Annotated in this window: 12 protein-coding genes and 1 pseudogene; 6 read left to right on the top strand and 7 right to left on the bottom strand. The window is 65.0% G+C overall.

Translation table 11 applies throughout. The annotated features are described in order from the left end of the window. Positions 1 to 104: 104 nt before the first annotated feature. The 4 genes from G4G00_RS21195 to G4G00_RS21180 all read right to left on the bottom strand — a co-directional run bounded on the left by G4G00_RS21195 (position 105) and on the right by G4G00_RS21180 (position 6,644). Entirely contained in the window at positions 105 to 1,382 is a 1,278-nt protein-coding gene (locus G4G00_RS21195; protein ID WP_233614756.1) for a replication-associated recombination protein A, read from the bottom strand. A gap of 183 nt (positions 1,383 to 1,565) precedes the next feature. After that, the gene (gene lolA / locus G4G00_RS21190) at positions 1,566 to 2,204 is read right to left on the bottom strand and encodes an outer membrane lipoprotein chaperone LolA (RefSeq protein WP_079221872.1); all 639 of its coding nucleotides are present in this window, start codon (positions 2,202 to 2,204) and stop codon (positions 1,566 to 1,568) included. A 111-nt stretch (positions 2,205 to 2,315) separates the two neighbouring features. Continuing rightward, positions 2,316 to 4,247, bottom strand: a complete 1,932-nt coding sequence (locus G4G00_RS21185) for a DUF3857 domain-containing protein (RefSeq protein ID WP_164276387.1) — start codon at positions 4,245 to 4,247, stop codon at positions 2,316 to 2,318. 36 nt (positions 4,248 to 4,283) lie between these two features. Beyond that, positions 4,284 to 6,644, bottom strand: a complete 2,361-nt coding sequence (locus tag G4G00_RS21180; RefSeq protein WP_164276384.1) for a DNA translocase FtsK — start codon at positions 6,642 to 6,644, stop codon at positions 4,284 to 4,286. 232 nt (positions 6,645 to 6,876) lie between these two features. Here G4G00_RS21180 and trxB point away from each other — a divergent pair, with 232 nt between their 5' ends. Next, positions 6,877 to 7,848 carry a thioredoxin-disulfide reductase gene (trxB, locus tag G4G00_RS21175; RefSeq protein WP_108753070.1) on the top strand — a complete coding sequence of 324 codons (972 nt, stop codon included), beginning with the start codon at positions 6,877 to 6,879 and terminating at the stop codon, positions 7,846 to 7,848. Positions 7,849 to 7,942: 94 nt separating this feature from the next. On the opposite strand, the gene G4G00_RS21170 is transcribed toward trxB, so the two are convergent. Further along, positions 7,943 to 9,475, bottom strand: coding sequence for an N-acetylmuramoyl-L-alanine amidase (locus G4G00_RS21170; protein ID WP_164276381.1), 1,533 nt, complete (start codon positions 9,473 to 9,475; stop codon positions 7,943 to 7,945). A gap of 242 nt (positions 9,476 to 9,717) precedes the next feature. On the opposite strand from G4G00_RS21170, the pseudogene G4G00_RS21165 reads away from it, so the two are divergent. Continuing rightward, a pseudogene (locus G4G00_RS21165) lies at positions 9,718 to 9,918 on the top strand (thioredoxin-disulfide reductase); the annotation flags it as partial. Positions 9,919 to 10,240: 322 nt separating this feature from the next. Here G4G00_RS21165 and G4G00_RS21160 read toward each other — a convergent pair. Then, entirely contained in the window at positions 10,241 to 11,680 is a 1,440-nt protein-coding gene (locus G4G00_RS21160) for an N-acetylmuramoyl-L-alanine amidase (protein WP_108754797.1), read from the bottom strand. A 372-nt stretch (positions 11,681 to 12,052) separates the two neighbouring features. Here G4G00_RS21160 and G4G00_RS21155 point away from each other — a divergent pair, with 372 nt between their 5' ends. The 4 genes from G4G00_RS21155 to G4G00_RS21140 all read left to right on the top strand — a co-directional run bounded on the left by G4G00_RS21155 (position 12,053) and on the right by G4G00_RS21140 (position 14,895). After that, positions 12,053 to 13,177, top strand: a complete 1,125-nt coding sequence (locus G4G00_RS21155) for a GNAT family N-acetyltransferase (protein WP_164276378.1) — start codon at positions 12,053 to 12,055, stop codon at positions 13,175 to 13,177. Between the two features lie 81 nt (positions 13,178 to 13,258). Then, on the top strand, positions 13,259 to 13,999 hold the full coding sequence (aat, locus tag G4G00_RS21150; RefSeq protein WP_164276374.1) for a leucyl/phenylalanyl-tRNA--protein transferase: 741 nt from the start codon (positions 13,259 to 13,261) through the stop codon (positions 13,997 to 13,999). Positions 14,000 to 14,085: 86 nt separating this feature from the next. Further along, positions 14,086 to 14,304: a translation initiation factor IF-1 gene (infA, locus tag G4G00_RS21145; RefSeq protein WP_005409596.1), complete on the top strand. Its 219-nt coding sequence runs from the start codon at positions 14,086 to 14,088 to the stop codon at positions 14,302 to 14,304. 201 nt (positions 14,305 to 14,505) lie between these two features. Further along, positions 14,506 to 14,895, top strand: coding sequence for a hypothetical protein (locus G4G00_RS21140; protein ID WP_164276371.1), 390 nt, complete (start codon positions 14,506 to 14,508; stop codon positions 14,893 to 14,895). 79 nt (positions 14,896 to 14,974) lie between these two features. Here the strand turns inward: G4G00_RS21140 and clpA are convergent, their stop codons facing one another. Next, the gene (clpA, locus tag G4G00_RS21135) at positions 14,975 to 17,257 is read right to left on the bottom strand and encodes an ATP-dependent Clp protease ATP-binding subunit ClpA (protein ID WP_108753065.1); all 2,283 of its coding nucleotides are present in this window, start codon (positions 17,255 to 17,257) and stop codon (positions 14,975 to 14,977) included. Between the last annotated feature and the right edge of the window lie 447 nt (positions 17,258 to 17,704).

The raw sequence follows: 17,704 nt of genomic DNA, 5'->3' as shown, positions 1-17,704 counted from the left end.
CCGAGCATGCTGAAAGTGGGTCAAGCCTGCTTCCAGCAGACTTGACCACGAACATAGGATCTCGACTCTACAAAAGCGCGAAAGGCAGTCGAGCAAGCTCGACTCTACAGACGCTTTGCGGCCCTGGCTGCTTCGCGCTCGGCGCGCAACCGGTCCAGCTTTTCCTTCAGCTTGATTTCCAGCCCGCGCGGCACCGGGTTGTAGTAGACCCGTTCGCCCATCGCATCGGGGAAACCGGTCTGGTCCAGGGCGATGCCGCCCTCGGCATCATGGTCGTACTGGTACTCGGCGCCGTAACCCAGCTCCTTCATCAGCTTGGTCGGTGCATTGCGCAGGTGCAGCGGCACTTCTTCGGTGCCGCTCTCGCGCACATCGGCCTTGGCCTGGTTGAAGGCCGCATAGCCTGCGTTCGATTTGGCGGTGCTGGCCAGGTACAGCACCAGCTGGGCGAAGGCGAGCTCGCCTTCCGGGCTGCCCAGCCGCTCATAGATGTCCCAGGCTTCCAGCGCCATGCTCTGCGCGCGCGGGTCGGCCAAGCCGATATCTTCGATGGCCATGCGGGTCAGGCGACGCGCCAGATAGGACGGATCGCAGCCGCCATCGAGCATGCGGGTCAACCAGTACAGCGCGGCATCAGGGTTGGAGCTGCGTACCGACTTGTGCAGCGCCGAGATCTGGTCGTAGAACTGCTCGCCGCCCTTGTCGAAGCGGCGAGTGCGGTCGGCCAACACCTGGGTCAGGGTCTGCGGGGTGATGCGACCGCCCTCCCCGCCCGCCAGCTCGGCGGCGATTTCCAGCAGGGTCAGCGCACGCCGCACGTCACCGTCGGCGGCGGTGGCGATTTCCAGCAGCAACTCGGGGGCGACCTCGATGCGCTCCTCGCCCAGGCCGCGCTCGCGGTCCCCGAGTGCTCGTTCCAGCGCCTCGACAATATCCGTGGGCGACACCGCTTCCAGCACGTGCACGCGGCAGCGCGACAGCAGCGCGGAATTCAGTTCGAACGAGGGATTTTCGGTGGTGGCGCCAACAAACAGGATGGTGCCGCGCTCGATGTGCGGCAGGAAGGCATCCTGCTGCGCCTTGTTGAAGCGGTGCACTTCGTCCACGAACAGCACGGTGCGGCGGCCTTCGGCAAAACGCTGCGCGGCCTCGGCCAGCACTTGGCGCACTTCGGGCAAGCCAGAGAGCACGGCAGAGATGGCGCGGAATTCGGCGTCGGAGTATTCGGCCAGCAGCAACGACAGCGTGGTCTTGCCGCAGCCGGGCGGGCCCCACAGGATCATCGAATGCACGCGACCGGATTCGACCGCGCGACGCAGCGCGCTTTCCGGCGCCAGCAGGCGCTTCTGCCCGACCATTTCGTCGAGGGTGCGCGGGCGCATGCGCTCGGCCAGCGGGCGCAGATGATCCCGATCAACACTCAGCAGATCGGGGCCGGGGAAGGAGGTGGAACGATGTCTTGGCACCGGGACATTGTACCGCGAGAGCGTGCCAACCAAGGTTGGCACCTACCAAAGCCAGGGGTTCGTGCATCGGTAGCGCCGGGCCATGCCCGGCGTCACACCTCAATTGCCGATGACGTCGGTTCCCTTCGGCGGGGTGAAGCTGAAGGTGCCGGCGGCGAAGCCGGGGTTGCGCTTCCAGCCGCTGAAGGTGATCACGGTGCGCTGGCCGACGGCATCGGTGATTTCCATCTTGGCCAGGCCCTGCGCGTTGAAGCCCAAGGCGGCGTACTGGAAGCTGGCTTCGGTATCGCGCTTGGGCGACAGCGACAGCCACTGCAGGCCGTCACGCTTGGCCGCTTCTTCGCTCAGGTCGTACTGCTGTTCCAGCAGCGCCGGGTTGATCAGTGCAGTCAGCGGGCTGTTCTGCTCTTCCTTGCCCTGCTCGCGCACGGTGGCCTGCTCCAGGTCCGGCTCGTACATCCAGACCTTCTTGCCGTCGGCCACGATCAGCTGTTCGTGCGGGCGCACGTATTCCCAGCGGAACAAGCGCGGCGCCGACAGCGCAACGCGGCCACTGGTCGATTCCTTCACCTTGCCGCGGCTGTCGAACACCTGCTGGCTGAACTGCCCATCCAGGCCCTTCAGGCCACTGGTGAAGGTTTTCAGGTCATCGCGGGCGCCGGCCCAGGCGCTGCCGGCAGCGGCACAAGCCACGGCCAGGGTGGTGGTGGCAAGGAAACGACGGAAGCGGATGTTCATGCGGGAATCCTGTGGGCGCGTGCGCCAGGAAAGTTGGGTGCCAGTGTGCCCGGGCAAAGATGAATGGGCGATCAGGGCGACATTATGCCGCCCCGCGGGTGCATCGGCGATTCAGTTGCCGCTGGCCGGCAATCTGCCGTACAGCACCTGGCCACGGAAGCCGCGGCGCACTTCCCGGTACAGCGCCCGGAACGCGGCGTAGTCCTGCGGCTGGCACAGCGCCTGCGGGCCGCGCACCGCGTTCTGCTGCAGGCGGTGGTGCACGGTCACTTCCTGGCCGTTGCGGCTCCAGTCCACGCGGTAGTCGCCGGCCGCATTGGTGAAGCGCTGGCTGGCCGGAATGGCGATGATCGGCGCGTTGTCCGGGAACTGCAGGCGATAGGTTTCCTCGCGCAGGCTGGCATTGCAGTAAAAGGGGGTTTGGTTGTCCGGCGCCGACGCGCTTGCGTACAGCCCGCGCACCGATTCACCACCGGGCGGATCGGGCACGGCCATGCCGCCGGCCACGGCGAAATCGACGTAGTCCTCAGCCTGGAACGCCATGCGGTAGCCGAACGGCCGGGTCAGATCGACCGGTACGCCCTGCAGCTGCAGCTGCCCGCGGCCATCGAAACCGGACGCGGCCATGATCGACTCCTCCGCCCGTGCGCGGTTCTGCGCATTGAGCTGGGCGAACTGCGCGCGCATGCCGATCTCGGCGTTGTCGCCCAGCTGCGGCACGGTCTCGCCACGCAGGTTGCCCTGCGCATCGAAGGTGAAGCGCACGTCCATCACCGTGGCATTGCGCTGCGGGTCGTTGGCCGGGGTGCGCGCCACGCTGGCGGTACGCGTGTGCAGTACCGGCGCGCCCAGATCACCATCGGGCAACTGGCCAAAACGCGCCCAGGCGCTGGTCGAATCCAGGTACAGATCGAACTCGGGCACGTAGGTGATGGCGTGGTTGAAGCGGCCCAGTACGGGAATCTTCGGCAGCGTGGGCCCGCCACCGGCGCCGATCAGCACCGGCGAGCTCGCAATGCCCTTGGCCGCCAGCAACGCTTCCAGAATCGCCACATGGTCTTTGCAGTCGCCATAGTGGTTGTCCAGGATGCTCTGCGCACTGTTCGGCTCCAGCCCGCCATTGCCCAGGTAGACCGCCACGTAGCGGATGTTCTGCGCCACCCAGCGGTACAGCGCATCGGCCTGCGCCTTGCGGTCGCTGATGCCGGCGGTCACTTCATCGGCCAGGGCCTGAATCTGCGGGGTCACCTGTGCCGCCTCCCCCGCCTTCAGCTGGTAGGCACGGCCCATCTGCGCCCAGCCCTTGTAGGTGCTGGCCATGATGTTCGGGCCGAACTCCCACACCGCCGCCGACCAGTTCTGCGCCTGCATCGGTTCGCGCCGCTGGTAGCGCCAGCGCCACTGCGCCTGGCCGTTCTTCACCTGCGGGCGGTCGCTGCCCTGCACGCCGCGGCTGTCCACGTACATGGGCAGGTTGGCCGGCGCGCTCAGGGTCACTTCGGCATCGTCGTACTGGGTGAACACATTGAAGGTTTCCCACAGCCCGAAGTAGCCCGGGAAATACGGCGTCAGCTGGGTGCGTCGCACCTGGTAGAACAGCCGCGTGCCCGGCGCCAGGTTGGGGAACACGATCACCCGCACCTTGCGGTCGGCATACATGGCGGCCGCGGCGCTGGAATAGCTTTCCTGGGTATAGATGCGGTCGGCCGGCACGTCGCGGCGCTGGCCGTCGGCGGTCAGCGTGTACGCGCTCACCACCTCCAGCGTTTCCATCTTCTCGCTGTAGCTCAGCCGCACCTGGCTGAACTGCTCCACCGCCGCCTTGGTCTTGAGCAGGATTTCGTAGGTTTCGGTCTGGATGTTGCCGGCATCGGCACGCACCTGGTAGTCGGCGCGGTAGCGCACGAAGCTGAAGTTGTTGCTGGCCTCGGCATCGCTGCTGGTGGACGGCGGCGCCGGCTGGGGCACGCCGGCGTCAGCCAGCGCGGGGCCAACCGCCAGCGCGCAGGCCAGCGCCAGCACGCGGGGAAGAAGTCGATGCATGCGTCGGTTCCTTGGACGTGGTGGCGGTGGCAGGGCTTACTTCGGCGGCGGCGGTGCCAGCACCGTGCGGTCGCCGTTGTGTTCGGGCGCGCTGACCACACCGGCCGCTTCCATGGCCTCGATCAGGCGTGCCGCGCGGTTGTAGCCGATCTTCAGGCGCCGCTGCACACCGGAAATGGAGGCGCGGCGGGTTTCGGTCACCACGCGCAGGGCCTCGTCGTACAGCGGGTCGGATTCGTCGCCGGCCGCGCTGGTTTCCGGCAAGCCGGTGGCACCCACCACCACGCCATCGCCCAGGGTCTGCACTTCATCCAGCACGCCGTCGATGTAATCGGCCGGGCCCATCGCCTTCAGGTGTTCGACCACGCGGTGCACTTCGTCGTCGGACACGAACGCACCGTGCACGCGCTCGGGCATGGCCGTGCCCGGCGGCAGGTACAGCATGTCGCCGTGGCCCAGCAGGGTTTCGGCACCGGACTGGTCCAGGATGGTGCGCGAATCGATCTTCGAGCTGACCTGGAAGGCAATGCGGGTGGGGATGTTGGCCTTGATCAGGCCGGTGATCACGTCCACCGACGGGCGCTGGGTCGCCAGGATCAGGTGGATGCCGGCCGCACGCGCCTTCTGTGCCAGGCGGGCGATCAGCTCTTCCACCTTCTTGCCGACGATCATCATCATGTCGGCGAATTCGTCGATGAAGATGACGATGAACGGCAGGGTTTCCAGCGGACGCGGCGCCTCGCCCAGTTCCGGGTTGGGCTTGAACAGCGGGTCCATCAGCGGCTGGCCGGCGTCCTCGGCGTCCTTCACCTTCTTGTTGAAGCCAGCCAGGTTGCGCACGCCCACCGCGCTCATCAGCTTGTAGCGGCGCTCCATTTCGGCCACGCACCAGCGCAGGCCGTTGGCCGCCTCCTTCATGTCGGTGACCACCGGCGCCAGCAGGTGCGGAATGCCCTGGTAGACGCTCAGTTCCAGCATCTTCGGGTCGATCATCAGCATGCGCAGGTCTTTCGGCGAGCCCTTGTACAGCAGGCTGAGCACCATGGCGTTGACCGCCACCGACTTGCCCGAGCCGGTGGTACCGGCCACCAGCAGGTGCGGCATGCGCGCCAGGTCAGCCACGGTGGGCCGGCCGGCGATGTCCTTGCCCAGCGCCAGGGTCAGCACGCTGGCCGCCTTGTCGTATTCCTTCGAGCGCAGCAGCTCGGACAGGAAGATCATTTCGCGGGTGACGTTGGGGATTTCCAGGCCGATCACCGACTTGCCCGGAATCACGTCAACCACGCGCACCGACTTCACCGACAGGCCGCGGGCGATGTCCTTGTCCAGCGAGCTGATCTGGCTGACCTTGATGCCCGGCGCCGGTTCGATCTCGAAGCGGGTGATGACCGGGCCCGGATAGGCGCCGACCACCTGCGCATCGATGCGGAAGTCCTTCAGCTTGAACTCGATCTGCCGCGACAGGGTTTCCAGCGTTTCCTCGTCGTAGCCCTTGGGCTGCGGCTTGGGGTCATCCAGCAGCGCCAGCGGCGGCAGGTCCGAGCCGTCGCCGTTGACGCCACGGAACATCGGAATCTGGTTGTCGCGCTTGGCCCGATCGCTCTTCTCGATCACCGGCTCCGGGCGCGGCTCGATCTTCACCGGCTCGCGCTTGGCGCGCACTTCGGCATCGGCCTTGCGCACTTCCTGGCGCTCCTCGCGCAGGGCGCGGGTCTGCTTCCATTCGGTGGCCTGTTCCTTCTTGCGCTCCAGCAGCGGTGCCAGCGACATCACGCCGCGGCCGATCTTTTCCATCACCGCAAACCACGACAGACCGGTGGCCAGGGTGATCGAGGCCAGCAGCAGCACCAGCACGAACAGATTGGCGCCCAGCGCGCCGAAGCCCACGGTGAGCGAATTGCCCACCAGCTTGCCGAGGATGCCGCCGGCGCTGGACACATCACCACTGAACAGGCGCACGTGCAGGAAGCCGGTGCCGGCAATCAGGAAGCCGACCAGGCCGACCAGGCGCAAGGCCGGGTCCAGGTCGTTGTCGCCCTTGGCTTCGCGCTTGAGCCCGAACATTGCGATCCACGACAGGGCACCCAGCACCACCGGCAGCAGGAAGGCGATGTAGCCGAACAGCTGCAGCAGCACATCCGCAATCCAGGCGCCGGCACGACCGCCCATGTTGTGCACGGGGGCGACCACGCTGCCGGTGTGCGACCAGCCGGGATCACTGGCTGCATAGGTAAACAGACTGGCGGCCAGGTACAGCAGCGCCGGAGCGATCGCGATCAGCCCCAAGTCGCGCCACAGGCGCTGGCGCCGTGGATTGTCGGTCGTTGCCGCGGCCGCCGTGCGACGCGACGCCTTGCTGTCGTCGGACTTGGAGCGTTCGGGCACCTGCTTCGCCACCTTAGACCATACCTTTGGAATGCGCTGTTAGTGGTTGATAATAAACGACACGGCGTCAGTTTTCAGTCACCGCAGCCTAACGGGCGCCAGAACGGCGTCAATCCGCCCGTGGGCGACCGCGTTCTGTTCATTGGCTTGAATCGCCCTGCCCCAGCCGCCACTCTATGACCAGCCAAGGTTGCCGCGCAAACCGCAGCCGCGCCTTGTCCCATCTACCTTTTCGCGAGTCTACATGAGCACCAGCCTGCCCTCCCGCCATCAGCGCCTCGTCATCCTCGGTTCCGGCCCGGCCGGTTGGACCGCCGCGGTCTATGCCGCCCGCGCCAACCTGAAGCCGGTGGTCATCACCGGCCTGCAGCAGGGTGGCCAGCTAATGACCACCACCGAAGTGGACAACTGGCCGGGCGACGCCCACGGCCTGATGGGCCCGGACCTGATGGCGCGCATGCAGTCCCACGCCGAGCGCTTCGAGACCGAGGTCATCTTCGACCATATCCATACGGCCGACCTGTCGCAGCGCCCGTTCAAGCTGATCGGTGACAGCCACGAGTACACCTGCGACGCGCTGATCATCTCCACCGGCGCCACCGCCAAGTACCTGGGCATTCCGACCGAGGAAACCTTCAAGGGCCGCGGCGTGTCCGCCTGCGCCACCTGCGACGGCTTCTTCTACCGCGACCAGGACGTGGTGGTGGTCGGCGGCGGCAACACCGCCGTGGAAGAGGCGCTGTACCTGTCCAACATCGCCCGCAAGGTCTACCTGGTGCACCGCCGTGACACCCTGAAGGCGGAAAAGATCATGCAGGACAAGCTGTTCGCCAAGGTCGCCGCCGGCAAGATCGAAACCGTCTGGCACCACCAGGTGGAAGAAGTGCTGGGCAACGACGCTGGCGTGACCGGCGTGCGCGTGAAGTCGACCCTGGACGGCAGCACCCGCGACATCGAGGCCCATGGTTTCTTCGTGGCCATTGGCCACCACCCGAACACCCAGCTGTTCGACGGCCAGCTGGCCATGAACAACGGCTACCTGGAAATCCGCTCGGGCCTGGGCGGCAACGCCACCCAGACCTCGGTGGAAGGCGTGTTCGCCGCCGGCGACGTGGCCGACCAGCACTACCGCCAGGCGATCACCTCGGCCGGCTTCGGCTGCATGGCCGCGCTGGACGCCGAGCGCTACCTGGACGCACAGGGCAAGGCCAGCTGACCACGAGTTTGTAGAGTCGAGCCATGCTCGACTGGACCATGCTCGACTGAACCATGCAAGACAAAGGCCGGCGCGAAAGCGCCGGTCTTTTCGTTTACTGCGCCAAGCCAGCAACGTTTCGGGCCAAGGCGCTCACGTCAGGACTGCCCACGGCAACGCAACGAACGGTGTGAGGTACCGGCTGGGTCTTGACCCCGTCGGCATCCACCACATGCGTTTCCCAGCCAAGCGTTCCCACGCTGTTGCGACCACAGCTGAGTTTCATCCTGCTGGGCTGGTCTGGCGAATCGATCACCACGGTTCTTCCATTGCAGCCCCAGCCCGGAGGACACAGGGTGTTGCTCGTGACCAGACTGATCGGGAACTGCGGATGACCTGCGAACGCGACATCCACCTCGCGCGATTCCCCAGATGGGATGTCGACATCTACGATGGATTGCCCAGCGAGAGGCTCACAGGTCTTCCCCTGCGCCCATAGGCGATAGCCCTTCTCGACGCCTTTCATGGAGGCGGTGCGGAAGACGGGATCCAATAGAGCAGCCACATCTTCCGGATTGGAGTGATAGGCGGTTTCGACGATCACCGAGGGCATCCTGCCAATGCGATTCTCGCCATGCCCGTCTGGGACCGACTCAGCTCGCACGGGAAAGCTCTCGTATCCGGGCTGGGCATGGATGAGTTCCTTCATGCCGCACAGAATGCTGTCGCCCAACGCCTTGTCCTCAGGCTTGGCACGATGGTGATACACCTCGGCCCCGCGGACACTGGAGGCGTCGCTTCCGTTTGTGTGCAGACTCAGCATCACGTCCACACCAAGATGGTTCGCATAATTGGGGCGAGCGCGAATGTCCTCCTTCACTTCACGATTGCTTTCGGTGCTGTTTGGCAGCGCATTCCAGATATCGGCACGTTCAGGAAGGAGCGCCTTGAGGTGGTATCTGGAAGACATTTGTTCCCAAGGGTGGCTCGACTCCGGATGCAGGTCTGTGGAACGACTGCGGGCACGATGCACAGCCAGGCCACTCCGCTGCTCCAGCAGGCCCTGCAACTCGTCACCGTATGCCGGGCTCAACACATCCTCCTGCAGACCCAGCGGGGCCGGGCGCTGAAACTTCCACGCCCTGCTGGGGTGCAATGCAATGTATCCGTGACTTGCGGAGACCAGGGCCTGAGTATGTGTTGATCGAGATTTTGGCGCGCGCGGTGCAGGATGATCTTCCGGGAAGTGAGCCTCCATTGGCCTCCCTTGAAAGAGGAATTGCACATCCAGTATTTCCAGGCCCGCCTGGTCCGCGTAGCGCCGAAGATCACCGGCCAATGGTATGAGGAAGAGCTCGCCGTAGTTCTGGTCATTACCTGGAAGGTACCCGGGGCCAAAGTCGACGATCATCCGGCGCTTGTGCGGGTTGACCACCACACTCACAGTTACTTGCCGCAACCTGCCCTGGTCTTGCAAATGGCGCGTCAACTGGGCACCCACTTCCCGTTGCAGAAGCGCGGCGACCTCTGCGTAAATGCCTGGATCTACTGCCTCTGCAGTCTGCAGATCGGATACACCATCCGATGCAGGGGACGAGAAGGCCAAGCCGCACGCGACTACAGCAACCGCAAGCTTCAATCCGTTCATTGTTGTTCTCTCCATGTGCTGGGATGAGCGCCACCCATGCAGCGCCCCGCCACACTGCCGATCCTGGCACCAGCGATTCGGCACAAGGCGCACACAAAGGGAGAATTCAAATTTTCCTCATCCCCTGCCGGAACAGACCAATCTGGTTCCGCCATCACCGTTCGTGATCCACCTGCCCTATCCTTCCCCCCATGCCCTTCCTCCGCTTCCTCGACTCCCTGCAGGCCATTCCCGCCAGCGACCGGCTGGCCATGAGCAACGGCTTCCTTGAAACCCGCTCCGGCCTGGGCGGCAACGCCACCCAGACCTCGGTGGAAGGCCTGTTCGCCGCTGGCGACGTGGCCGACCAGCACTAACGCCAGGCGATCATCTCGGCTGACTTCGGCTGCATTGCCGCACTGGACGCCGAACGCCACCTGGACGCACAGGGCAAGGCCAGCTGACCACGAGTTTGTAGAGTCGAGCCATGCTCGACTGGACCATGCTCGACTGGGCGATGCAAACCAGTGACCGGCGCGCAAGCGCCGGCCTTTTCGTTTACTGCGCCAAGCCAAGAACGTTTCGGGCGGGGGCGCTCACGTCAGGACTGCCCGCGGCAACGCAACGAACGGTGTGAGGCAGCGGCTGGGTCTTGACCCCTTCGGCATCCACCACAAGCGTTTCCCAGCCAAGCGTTCCCACGCTGATACGACTACGGCTTTGTCTCATCCTTCCTGGCTGGTCTGGCGAATCGATCTTCACCGCTCTCCCGCCGTCGATCGCGCGTTACCCCGCCGTTGCAGCACCCAAATCGATTTCAACTCCCGGGCTCACAACTGAGTCTCGCGACCCGCGGATGCACTGCACCCAGTGGCGGACGGGTGCCGACTTCACGCCATCGGCATCCACGACTTGTGTATCCCAGAGAACGGGGGCACTGCCCGCGCTGTCGCAGCGCAGCGTGATCTTGCTTGGCTTGGCATCCGGCGTCTCGATTCGCACCCGACCATCGGCGCAGGCCCAGCCTGGCGGGCAGCCTACGTTTGTTGTCACCAGTTCAATTGGATACTGCGGGTAGCCCTCGAAGACGACATCCACCTGCTGAGAGCCACCTTGGGGAAGTTGAATCCCCTGAATCGGATCGGCCTTCAATGGGACGCAGCCCTTTCCCTCGCGAAACATCCGGTATCCCTTCTCCACACCTTTCATGGAAGCTGCACGAAACAGAGGATCCTGGAGTGCCTGCGCATCGATGAGGTTGGTATGGAACGCCACCTCGACAACGACGGAGGGCATGCTCGCGAAGCTGTTTTCACCGTGTCCTGCCGCGGAACTCGCTGCGGGCACGGGAAAGTCAGCATAGCCTTCCTGTGCAGTAATGATTTCCTTCATGTAGCAAAGCGCAAGATCCGCAAGCAAGCGATCCCGAGGTTTGCTTGCGTGATAGTAAACCCGCGCCCCGCGAGCAACGCCTGGGACATCTGCATTGGTATGAATACTGAGCAATCCACCAACACCCAGGTGGTTGGCGTAGTAAGGTCGCGCCCGAATATCGTCAAACACCTCCCTGTCGGTGGCAGTACTGGTGGAAAAGTGATTCCAGATATCTGTCCGCTCAGGCAGAAGATCCTTCAAGTGGTACCGCGCAGACATCTGGCGCCACGGACGCTCCGACTCCGGGTGTATGGCGCCACTGTCCCTGCGGGCTTGATGCACGACCAGTCCGCCACGCTCCTGTAGCAGGGCTTGTAGCTCTTCGGCATAGGCCGGCGTGACCAGGTCTTCGAGGAGGCCATTGCTTTCTGGCCGCTGAAACTCCCATTCCAGCCCAGGATGCACTCGCAACAAACCATGACTGGCCGAGACAAGCACGGAATCGCCCGCTTGTGCATGACTGGCCCGCATTGACGTCGCTGGATCCCGGGGGAAATGCTCCCAGTAGAGCTTCCCCTCATAGAGAACTTCCGTTTCGACCTCGCCTACGCCCGCCTGGAGTGCTCGTGCCTCCAAGGTGTTCCTTATGCGTTGTTCCATTTCCTCGAGCGAATGATCGTCCTGCATCGGCAGCACGCCGGGACCGAACCTGATGGACAGCTTCCTCTGCTGGATGTCCACCGAAGCATCCACCGACGCTGACAACGGTCGCCTAGCGCGTAACTGATGGCGATTAAGGATGTCCTGCGCCTCCCGCGTCAAAAGCAGGTCCAGGGCTGTATCGGTCACCATGGAAGGCATTCGACCGTTGTAGGTTTCCGTCGACCACGCCGGGGCGCAGTTGACAAGCCAAACCAGCCCAAGAAGCCGGAGTATCCGCATGCAGTTCATATCAAGTCCTTTGATGTCCTTTGTGTGCGCGCTACGTGTGGCGTGCACAAGAACACTGCCGGGCGTCCAAAGGGGATGCACTGCGAAATGCGCCAAATGCGGCCATCGAGCCAATCCTCAAGCCGAATGCGCCCGTCGCTGGCGCAAGGGCCCCGTACGCGCCCTGCGCCGATCAGAGCGTGCAGGCTACTTGCGTCCTGGCGGCAGTCCATTCGCATCTAGCGATCCACGCATGGACTCCGATCGCACACTGCCTGCCGTATCCTTGCTTCCATGCCTTCCCCTCGCTTCCTTGACTCCCTGCAGGCCATTCCCGCCACCGACTGGGATGCCCTGCACGACGGCCGCAATCCGTTCGTCACCCATGCCTTCCTGGCCGGGCTTGAAGAACACGGCTGCTTGCGCGAGGACTGGGGCTGGCAGCCGCAGCACTTCACGCTGTGGGACGGCGACACGCTGGTCGGCGCCATTCCGGGCTACCTGAAGACCAATTCGCACGGCGAGTTCGTGTTCGACCATGCCTGGGCCAATGCCTACGCCCGCCATGGCCGCGATTACTACCCGAAATGGCTGGGCGCGGTGCCGTACTCGCCCGTCAGCGGCCCACGCCTGCTGGCACGTCACGATTCGCTGCGCGGCGAACTGCTGGACGCGCTTCGCGCGCATTTGGCGTCACTACAGGTCTCATCCGCACACATCAATTTCCACGCCGCCCGCGATGAGGCCGCCTTCAGCGACGACTGGCTGCTGCGCGAAGACATCCAGTTCCAATGGCAGAACCCGGGTGACTGGACCACCTTCGAGCAGTTCCTGGGCGCGATGAACCACAAGCATCGCAAGAACATCCGCCAGGAACGAGCCAAGGTCACCCGCCAGGGCATCACCTTCCGCGTGGTGCATGGCGATGAAGCCAGTCGCGCGGATCTGCAGGCGATGTACCGCTTCTATCTGCAGACCTTCCTGGAATATGGCAACGCGCCGGCGCTGACCGAGGCCTTCCTGCGCCACCTGGCCATCTCGCTGGGTCGCGGGCTGGTGCTGTTCCTGGCCGAGCAGGACGGCGAACCGATTGCGGGCGCGCTGTGCCTGCGCGGCGGGGACACGCTGTACGGGCGCTACTGGGGTGGCGCTACCCTGCCCGGCCTGCATTTCGAGGCCTGCTACTACCAGGGCATCGAGTACTGCCTGCGCGAGGGATTGACCCGTTTCGAGCCGGGCGCACAGGGCGAACACAAGCTGGCGCGGGGGTTCCTGCCCACCGTGGTGCGAAGCCGGCATTGGGTGGCCGATGCGGAGTTTGCCGACGCCCTGCAGGACTGGTGCCGGCAGGAGCGCCGCGATGTGCGGCGGTACCAGCAGACGCTGCAGGCGCACAGCCCGTTCCGCACAGACCCGTGAAGCGTGCCAACCAAGGTTGGCACCCACCAGGGCTGTGCGGTTGGCACCTACCAGGGTTGCGGGGGCCGGTACACTTCGGGCATGACCCGCCAGTTGCCCTGGCGCCTGGCCGATGCGCCGGACGCGCCGTTCCCGCCCGCTGAAACTGCGCTGCGCCAGCCCGATGGGCTGCTGGCGGTGGGCGGCGATCTGCACCCGCTGCGGCTGCTGAACGCCTACGCCGGCGGCATCTTCCCGTGGTTCAGCGACGGAGAGCCGATCCTGTGGTGGTCGCCCGATCCGCGCATGGTATTCCGCACCGATGGCGTGCATCTGTCCAGCCGCTTCCGTCGCCAGCTGCGCGCCAGCCCGTGGGAAGTGACGGCGGACACGGCATTCACCCAGGTCATGCGCGCCTGCGCCGGGGCGCCCCGGGCCGGCCAGGATGGCACTTGGATCAGCCCCGCCATGGTCGACGCCTACAGCCATCTGCACGATCTGGGCTTTGCCCACTCCTTCGAGGTCTGGGACCAGCAGGATCTGGTCGGCGGCATCTATGGTGTCTCCATTGGCCAGATGTTCTTCGGCGAAAGCATGTTCAGCGGTGCCAGCGGCGGCTCCAAGGTGGCGCTGGCGGCACTGGCGGCCACCCTGAACGACTGGGGCTGGCCGCTGATCGACGCCCAGGTGGAGAACCCGCACCTGCTGCGGATGGGCGCGATCCACCTGTCGCGCGAAGCGTTCCTGCAGCAGGTGCGGCATGCCGTGCAGCAGCCAGGGCGCGAGAGCCCCTGGACCCAGGCGCTCGGGCGCCTGCCTGCGCGCGCCCTGGCCGGGGGTTAACACAAACTTTGCAAGCTGGCGCGAGTGCGCGTAAAATACTGCGCCTTAGGCCCAGCGTGGCCGTTTTCTGAACCGCACAGGACTACATGTCGAAAGACGATTCCATCGAGTTCGAGGGCACCGTCAGCGAGACGCTGCCGAACACCACTTTCCGCGTTCGCCTGGAAAATGGGCACGAAATCATCGCCCACATCTCCGGCCGCATGCGCAAGAACTACATCCGCATCCTCACCGGCGACCGGGTCAAGGTTGAAATGACCCCGTACGACCTGACCAAGGGTCGTATCACCTACCGCATGAAGTAAGCGGTCGGCGCACTGCGCCACCCCGACAAGGCCAGCCCTGGTTGCTGGCCTTTTGTCATGCCTGCCATCCGGCCCTGCCGGAGGTCACCGTGACCGAGCTCACCGTGGCATCGGTCAGCCGTGCTTGCGGCAGATTCGCATTCGTACCGATGGCGGCATCGTGGCACCCGGTCCAGTCCGGACCGCCACCCCTGCCCCGCCATGAACACGCCCCGCCTGCATGCCCTGATTGCTGCCGCTGCGCTGTCTGCCGGCGCCTTGTCTGCCACCGCCACGGCGGCCGATGCCCCCGCTGCCAGCGCGGGCGACTGCGTTCAACTGGGCAACGACCAGCAACTGGTCCGCGCCAACGCCTCGCGCGATGTGCTGCTACGCAACGGCAGCGAACACTATCGGGTTCACTTCCAGGAAGACTGCTCCAAGGCTGCCTACTCGCGCAAACTGACCTTCAGCACCGACGGCCAGCCCGGACAGGTGTGCGGGTCCGGCCGCACCCAGCTGCAGACCGACCGCGGACAGTGCACCGTGGCCCGCGTGGAAGCCATTGATGCCGACACCTTCAAGCGGAAGGCGCGCCAGCGCAGCCGCTGATGAGGCGCACAACAAGGGCGGCCGAAGCCGCCCTTGCCTACCCCCCAACAGTGGCCGGGCATCACCCCGGCCGCTGGTCTTATTCCACCGTGGCCGGTAGCAGCCGCTCGGGCTCGGCCTGGGTTTCCACCACCAGTTCGTCGTCGCGAACGTCGATGCTGACCTTGCCACCGTTCACCAGTTTGCCGAACAGCAGTTCGTCGGCCAGCGGACGCTTGATCTTGTCCTGGATGACGCGGGCCATCGGCCGTGCGCCCATCAGCGGATCGAAACCATGGTGGGCCAGCCAGTCGCGCGCGGTCGGGGTGGCCGACAGGCTGACGTGCTTTTCCTGCAGGCGCATTTCCAGCTCGATCAGGAACTTGTCCACCACGCGCAGGATGTGCTCGAAGCCCAACGCCTGGAACTGCACCACTGCGTCCAGGCGGTTGCGGAATTCCGGGGTGAACGCGCGACGGATGGTCTCCATCGCGTCGGTGGCATGGTCCTGTTTGGTGAAACCGATCGAACGCCGCGAGGCCTGGGCCGCACCGGCATTGGTGGTCATCACCAGCACCACGTTCTTGAAGTTGGCTTCGCGACCGTTGGTGTCGGTCAGCACGCCGCGGTCCATCACCTGCAACAGGATGTTGAAGATGTCCGGGTGCGCCTTCTCGATTTCGTCCAGCAGCAGCACGCAGTGCGGCGTCTTGACGATCTTTTCGGTCAGCAGGCCGCCCTGGTCGAAGCCGACGTACCCCGGGGGGGCACCGATCAGCCGGCTGATCGAATGCGGCTCCATGTACTCGGACATGTCGAAGCGCACCAGCTCGATGCCCAGTTGCAGGGCCAGCTGCTTGGTCACTTCGGTCTTGCCCACGCCGGTGGGGCCGGCGAACAGGAAGTTGCCGATCGGCTTTTCCGGATTGCCCAGACCCGAACGGGCCAGCTTGATGGCCGACGCCAGGGTGTCGATGGCCGGGTCCTGGCCGAAGATCACCATCTTCAGGTTGCGCTCCAGGTGCTGCAGCACATCCTTGTCGGTGGCGCTGACCTGCTTGGCCGGGATGCGCGCCATCTTGGCCACGATCGATTCGACCTCTTCGACGTCGATCAGCTCCTTGCGCTGGCCTTCGGGCATCAACCGCTGGCGGGCACCGGCTTCATCGATCACGTCGATCGCCTTGTCCGGCAGCAGACGGTCGCCGATGTGCTTGACCGACAGGTCGACGGCGGCCTGCAGCGCTTCGTCCGAGTAGGTGACCCCATGGTGGGCCTCGTACTTGGCCTTCAGGCCCTGCAGGATCTCGTAGGTTTCACCCACGGTCGGCTCCACGATGTCGATCTTCTGGAAGCGACGGGCCAGCGCCCGGTCCTTTTCGAAGATGCCGCGGTATTCCTGGAAGGTGGTCGAGCCGATGCAGCGCAGCTCGCCCGAGGCCAGGGCCGGCTTGATCAGGTTGGAGGCATCCATGGTGCCTCCCGAGGCCGAACCGGCACCGATGATGGTGTGGATCTCGTCGATGAACAGCACGGCATTCGGCACCTTCTTCAGGGCCGTCAGCACGCCCTTCAGGCGCTTTTCGAAGTCGCCCCGGTACTTGGTGCCGGCCACCAGCGCGCCCAGGTCGAGCGAGTAGATGATGGCATCGGCCAGCACGTCGGGTACCGAGCCTTCCACGATGCGGCGGGCCAGGCCCTCGGCGATCGCGGTCTTGCCCACGCCGGCCTCGCCCACGTACAGCGGGTTGTTCTTGCGGCGGCGACACAGGACCTGGATGGTGCGCTCGATCTCGTCGGCACGGCCGACCAGGGGATCGATGCGACCGGCGCGGGCCTGGTCGTTCAGATTGCTGGCAAATTCGGTCAGCGCGTCGCCCTTGGGCTCGCCCTCCCCGCCCTCCATGCGGGCCTCGCTTTCCGGCGAGGACGGTTGTTCGCCCTCCTCGCCCAGCTTGGCGATGCCATGGGACAGGTAATTGACCACGTCCAGCCGGGTGACATCCTGCTGGTTGAGGTAATAGACCGCGTGGGAGTCCTTTTCGCCGAAGATTGCCACCAGCACGTTGGCGCCGGTCACTTCCTTCTTGCCCGAGGACTGCACGTGGTACACGGCCCGCTGCAGCACGCGCTGGAAGCCCAGCGTGGGCTGGGTATCGCGGCCATCATCTTCGGCCAGGCGGGACACCGAGGCCTCGATGGCCTGTTCCAGCTCCTGGCGCAGGCGCTCGGCGTCGGCGCCACAGGCCTTCAGTACCGCCTGGGCGGAGGGGTTGTCGAGCAGTGCCAACAGCAGGTGTTCGACCGTCATGAACTCATGCCGGGCCTCACGGGCGCGCTTGTAGCACTGGCCGATGGTGTGTTCGAGGTCTTTGCTGAACATGGATTACTCCGGCGGCAGTTGGAGACAATATGCGGCCTGACTACGCGATTTCCATCACCCTAGCGGATTGCAGCGTTCAGATGGCGTTAGCAGTGCGAACCGCTTGATCATCATTCACTCCACGGGCAGCCCACGGGGGCCTGAGCGCACCCTACCCGAGGCGCGGGCGATTGTGACGTGAATTGACCATCCCCATGGCTTTGAAGGAGAGCACGCAGGCTGTGGCGCGGAGCGGCCAGCGGCGGGGCGGTGGCGCGTGGCGCGTGGCGCGACCATGGACGGCGCTGCCGTTGGGGCGGCGATTATGGACGACGCCGGCATTGGCGCGCGCGACCAAGGCCGTCGTAGAGTCGAGCTTGCTCGACTGCTGTTGGTAAGAGCAGTCGAGCAAGCTTGTATGTTCCCGCCGGCTCCTACGAGGTATGTAGGAGCCAGGGTGGAGGGACC

The organism is Stenotrophomonas sp. B1-1, from assembly GCF_010894375.1.
Lineage (GTDB): Bacteria > Pseudomonadota > Gammaproteobacteria > Xanthomonadales > Xanthomonadaceae > Stenotrophomonas.
This window is presented reverse-complemented; position numbering and strand designations above follow the sequence as displayed.

Bases quoted from the DNA above. Each gene is read 5' to 3' on its own strand.
- aat (WP_164276374.1), top strand. From the start codon at position 13,259: ATGACCCGCCAGTTGCCCTGGCGCCTGGCCGATGCGCCGGACGCGCCG.
- trxB (WP_108753070.1), top strand. From the start codon at position 6,877: ATGAGCACCAGCCTGCCCTCCCGCCATCAGCGCCTCGTCATCCTCGGT.
- G4G00_RS21160 (WP_108754797.1), bottom strand. From the start codon at position 11,680: ATGGTGACCGATACAGCCCTGGACCTGCTTTTGACGCGGGAGGCGCAG.
- G4G00_RS21170 (WP_164276381.1), bottom strand. From the start codon at position 9,475: ATGAACGGATTGAAGCTTGCGGTTGCTGTAGTCGCGTGCGGCTTGGCC.
- infA (WP_005409596.1), top strand. From the start codon at position 14,086: ATGTCGAAAGACGATTCCATCGAGTTCGAGGGCACCGTCAGCGAGACG.
- G4G00_RS21155 (WP_164276378.1), top strand. From the start codon at position 12,053: ATGCCTTCCCCTCGCTTCCTTGACTCCCTGCAGGCCATTCCCGCCACC.
- G4G00_RS21195 (WP_233614756.1), bottom strand. From the start codon at position 1,382: ATGCGCCCGCGCACCCTCGACGAAATGGTCGGGCAGAAGCGCCTGCTG.
- G4G00_RS21140 (WP_164276371.1), top strand. From the start codon at position 14,506: ATGAACACGCCCCGCCTGCATGCCCTGATTGCTGCCGCTGCGCTGTCT.
- clpA (WP_108753065.1), bottom strand. From the start codon at position 17,257: ATGTTCAGCAAAGACCTCGAACACACCATCGGCCAGTGCTACAAGCGC.
- G4G00_RS21185 (WP_164276387.1), bottom strand. From the start codon at position 4,247: ATGCATCGACTTCTTCCCCGCGTGCTGGCGCTGGCCTGCGCGCTGGCG.
- lolA (WP_079221872.1), bottom strand. From the start codon at position 2,204: ATGAACATCCGCTTCCGTCGTTTCCTTGCCACCACCACCCTGGCCGTG.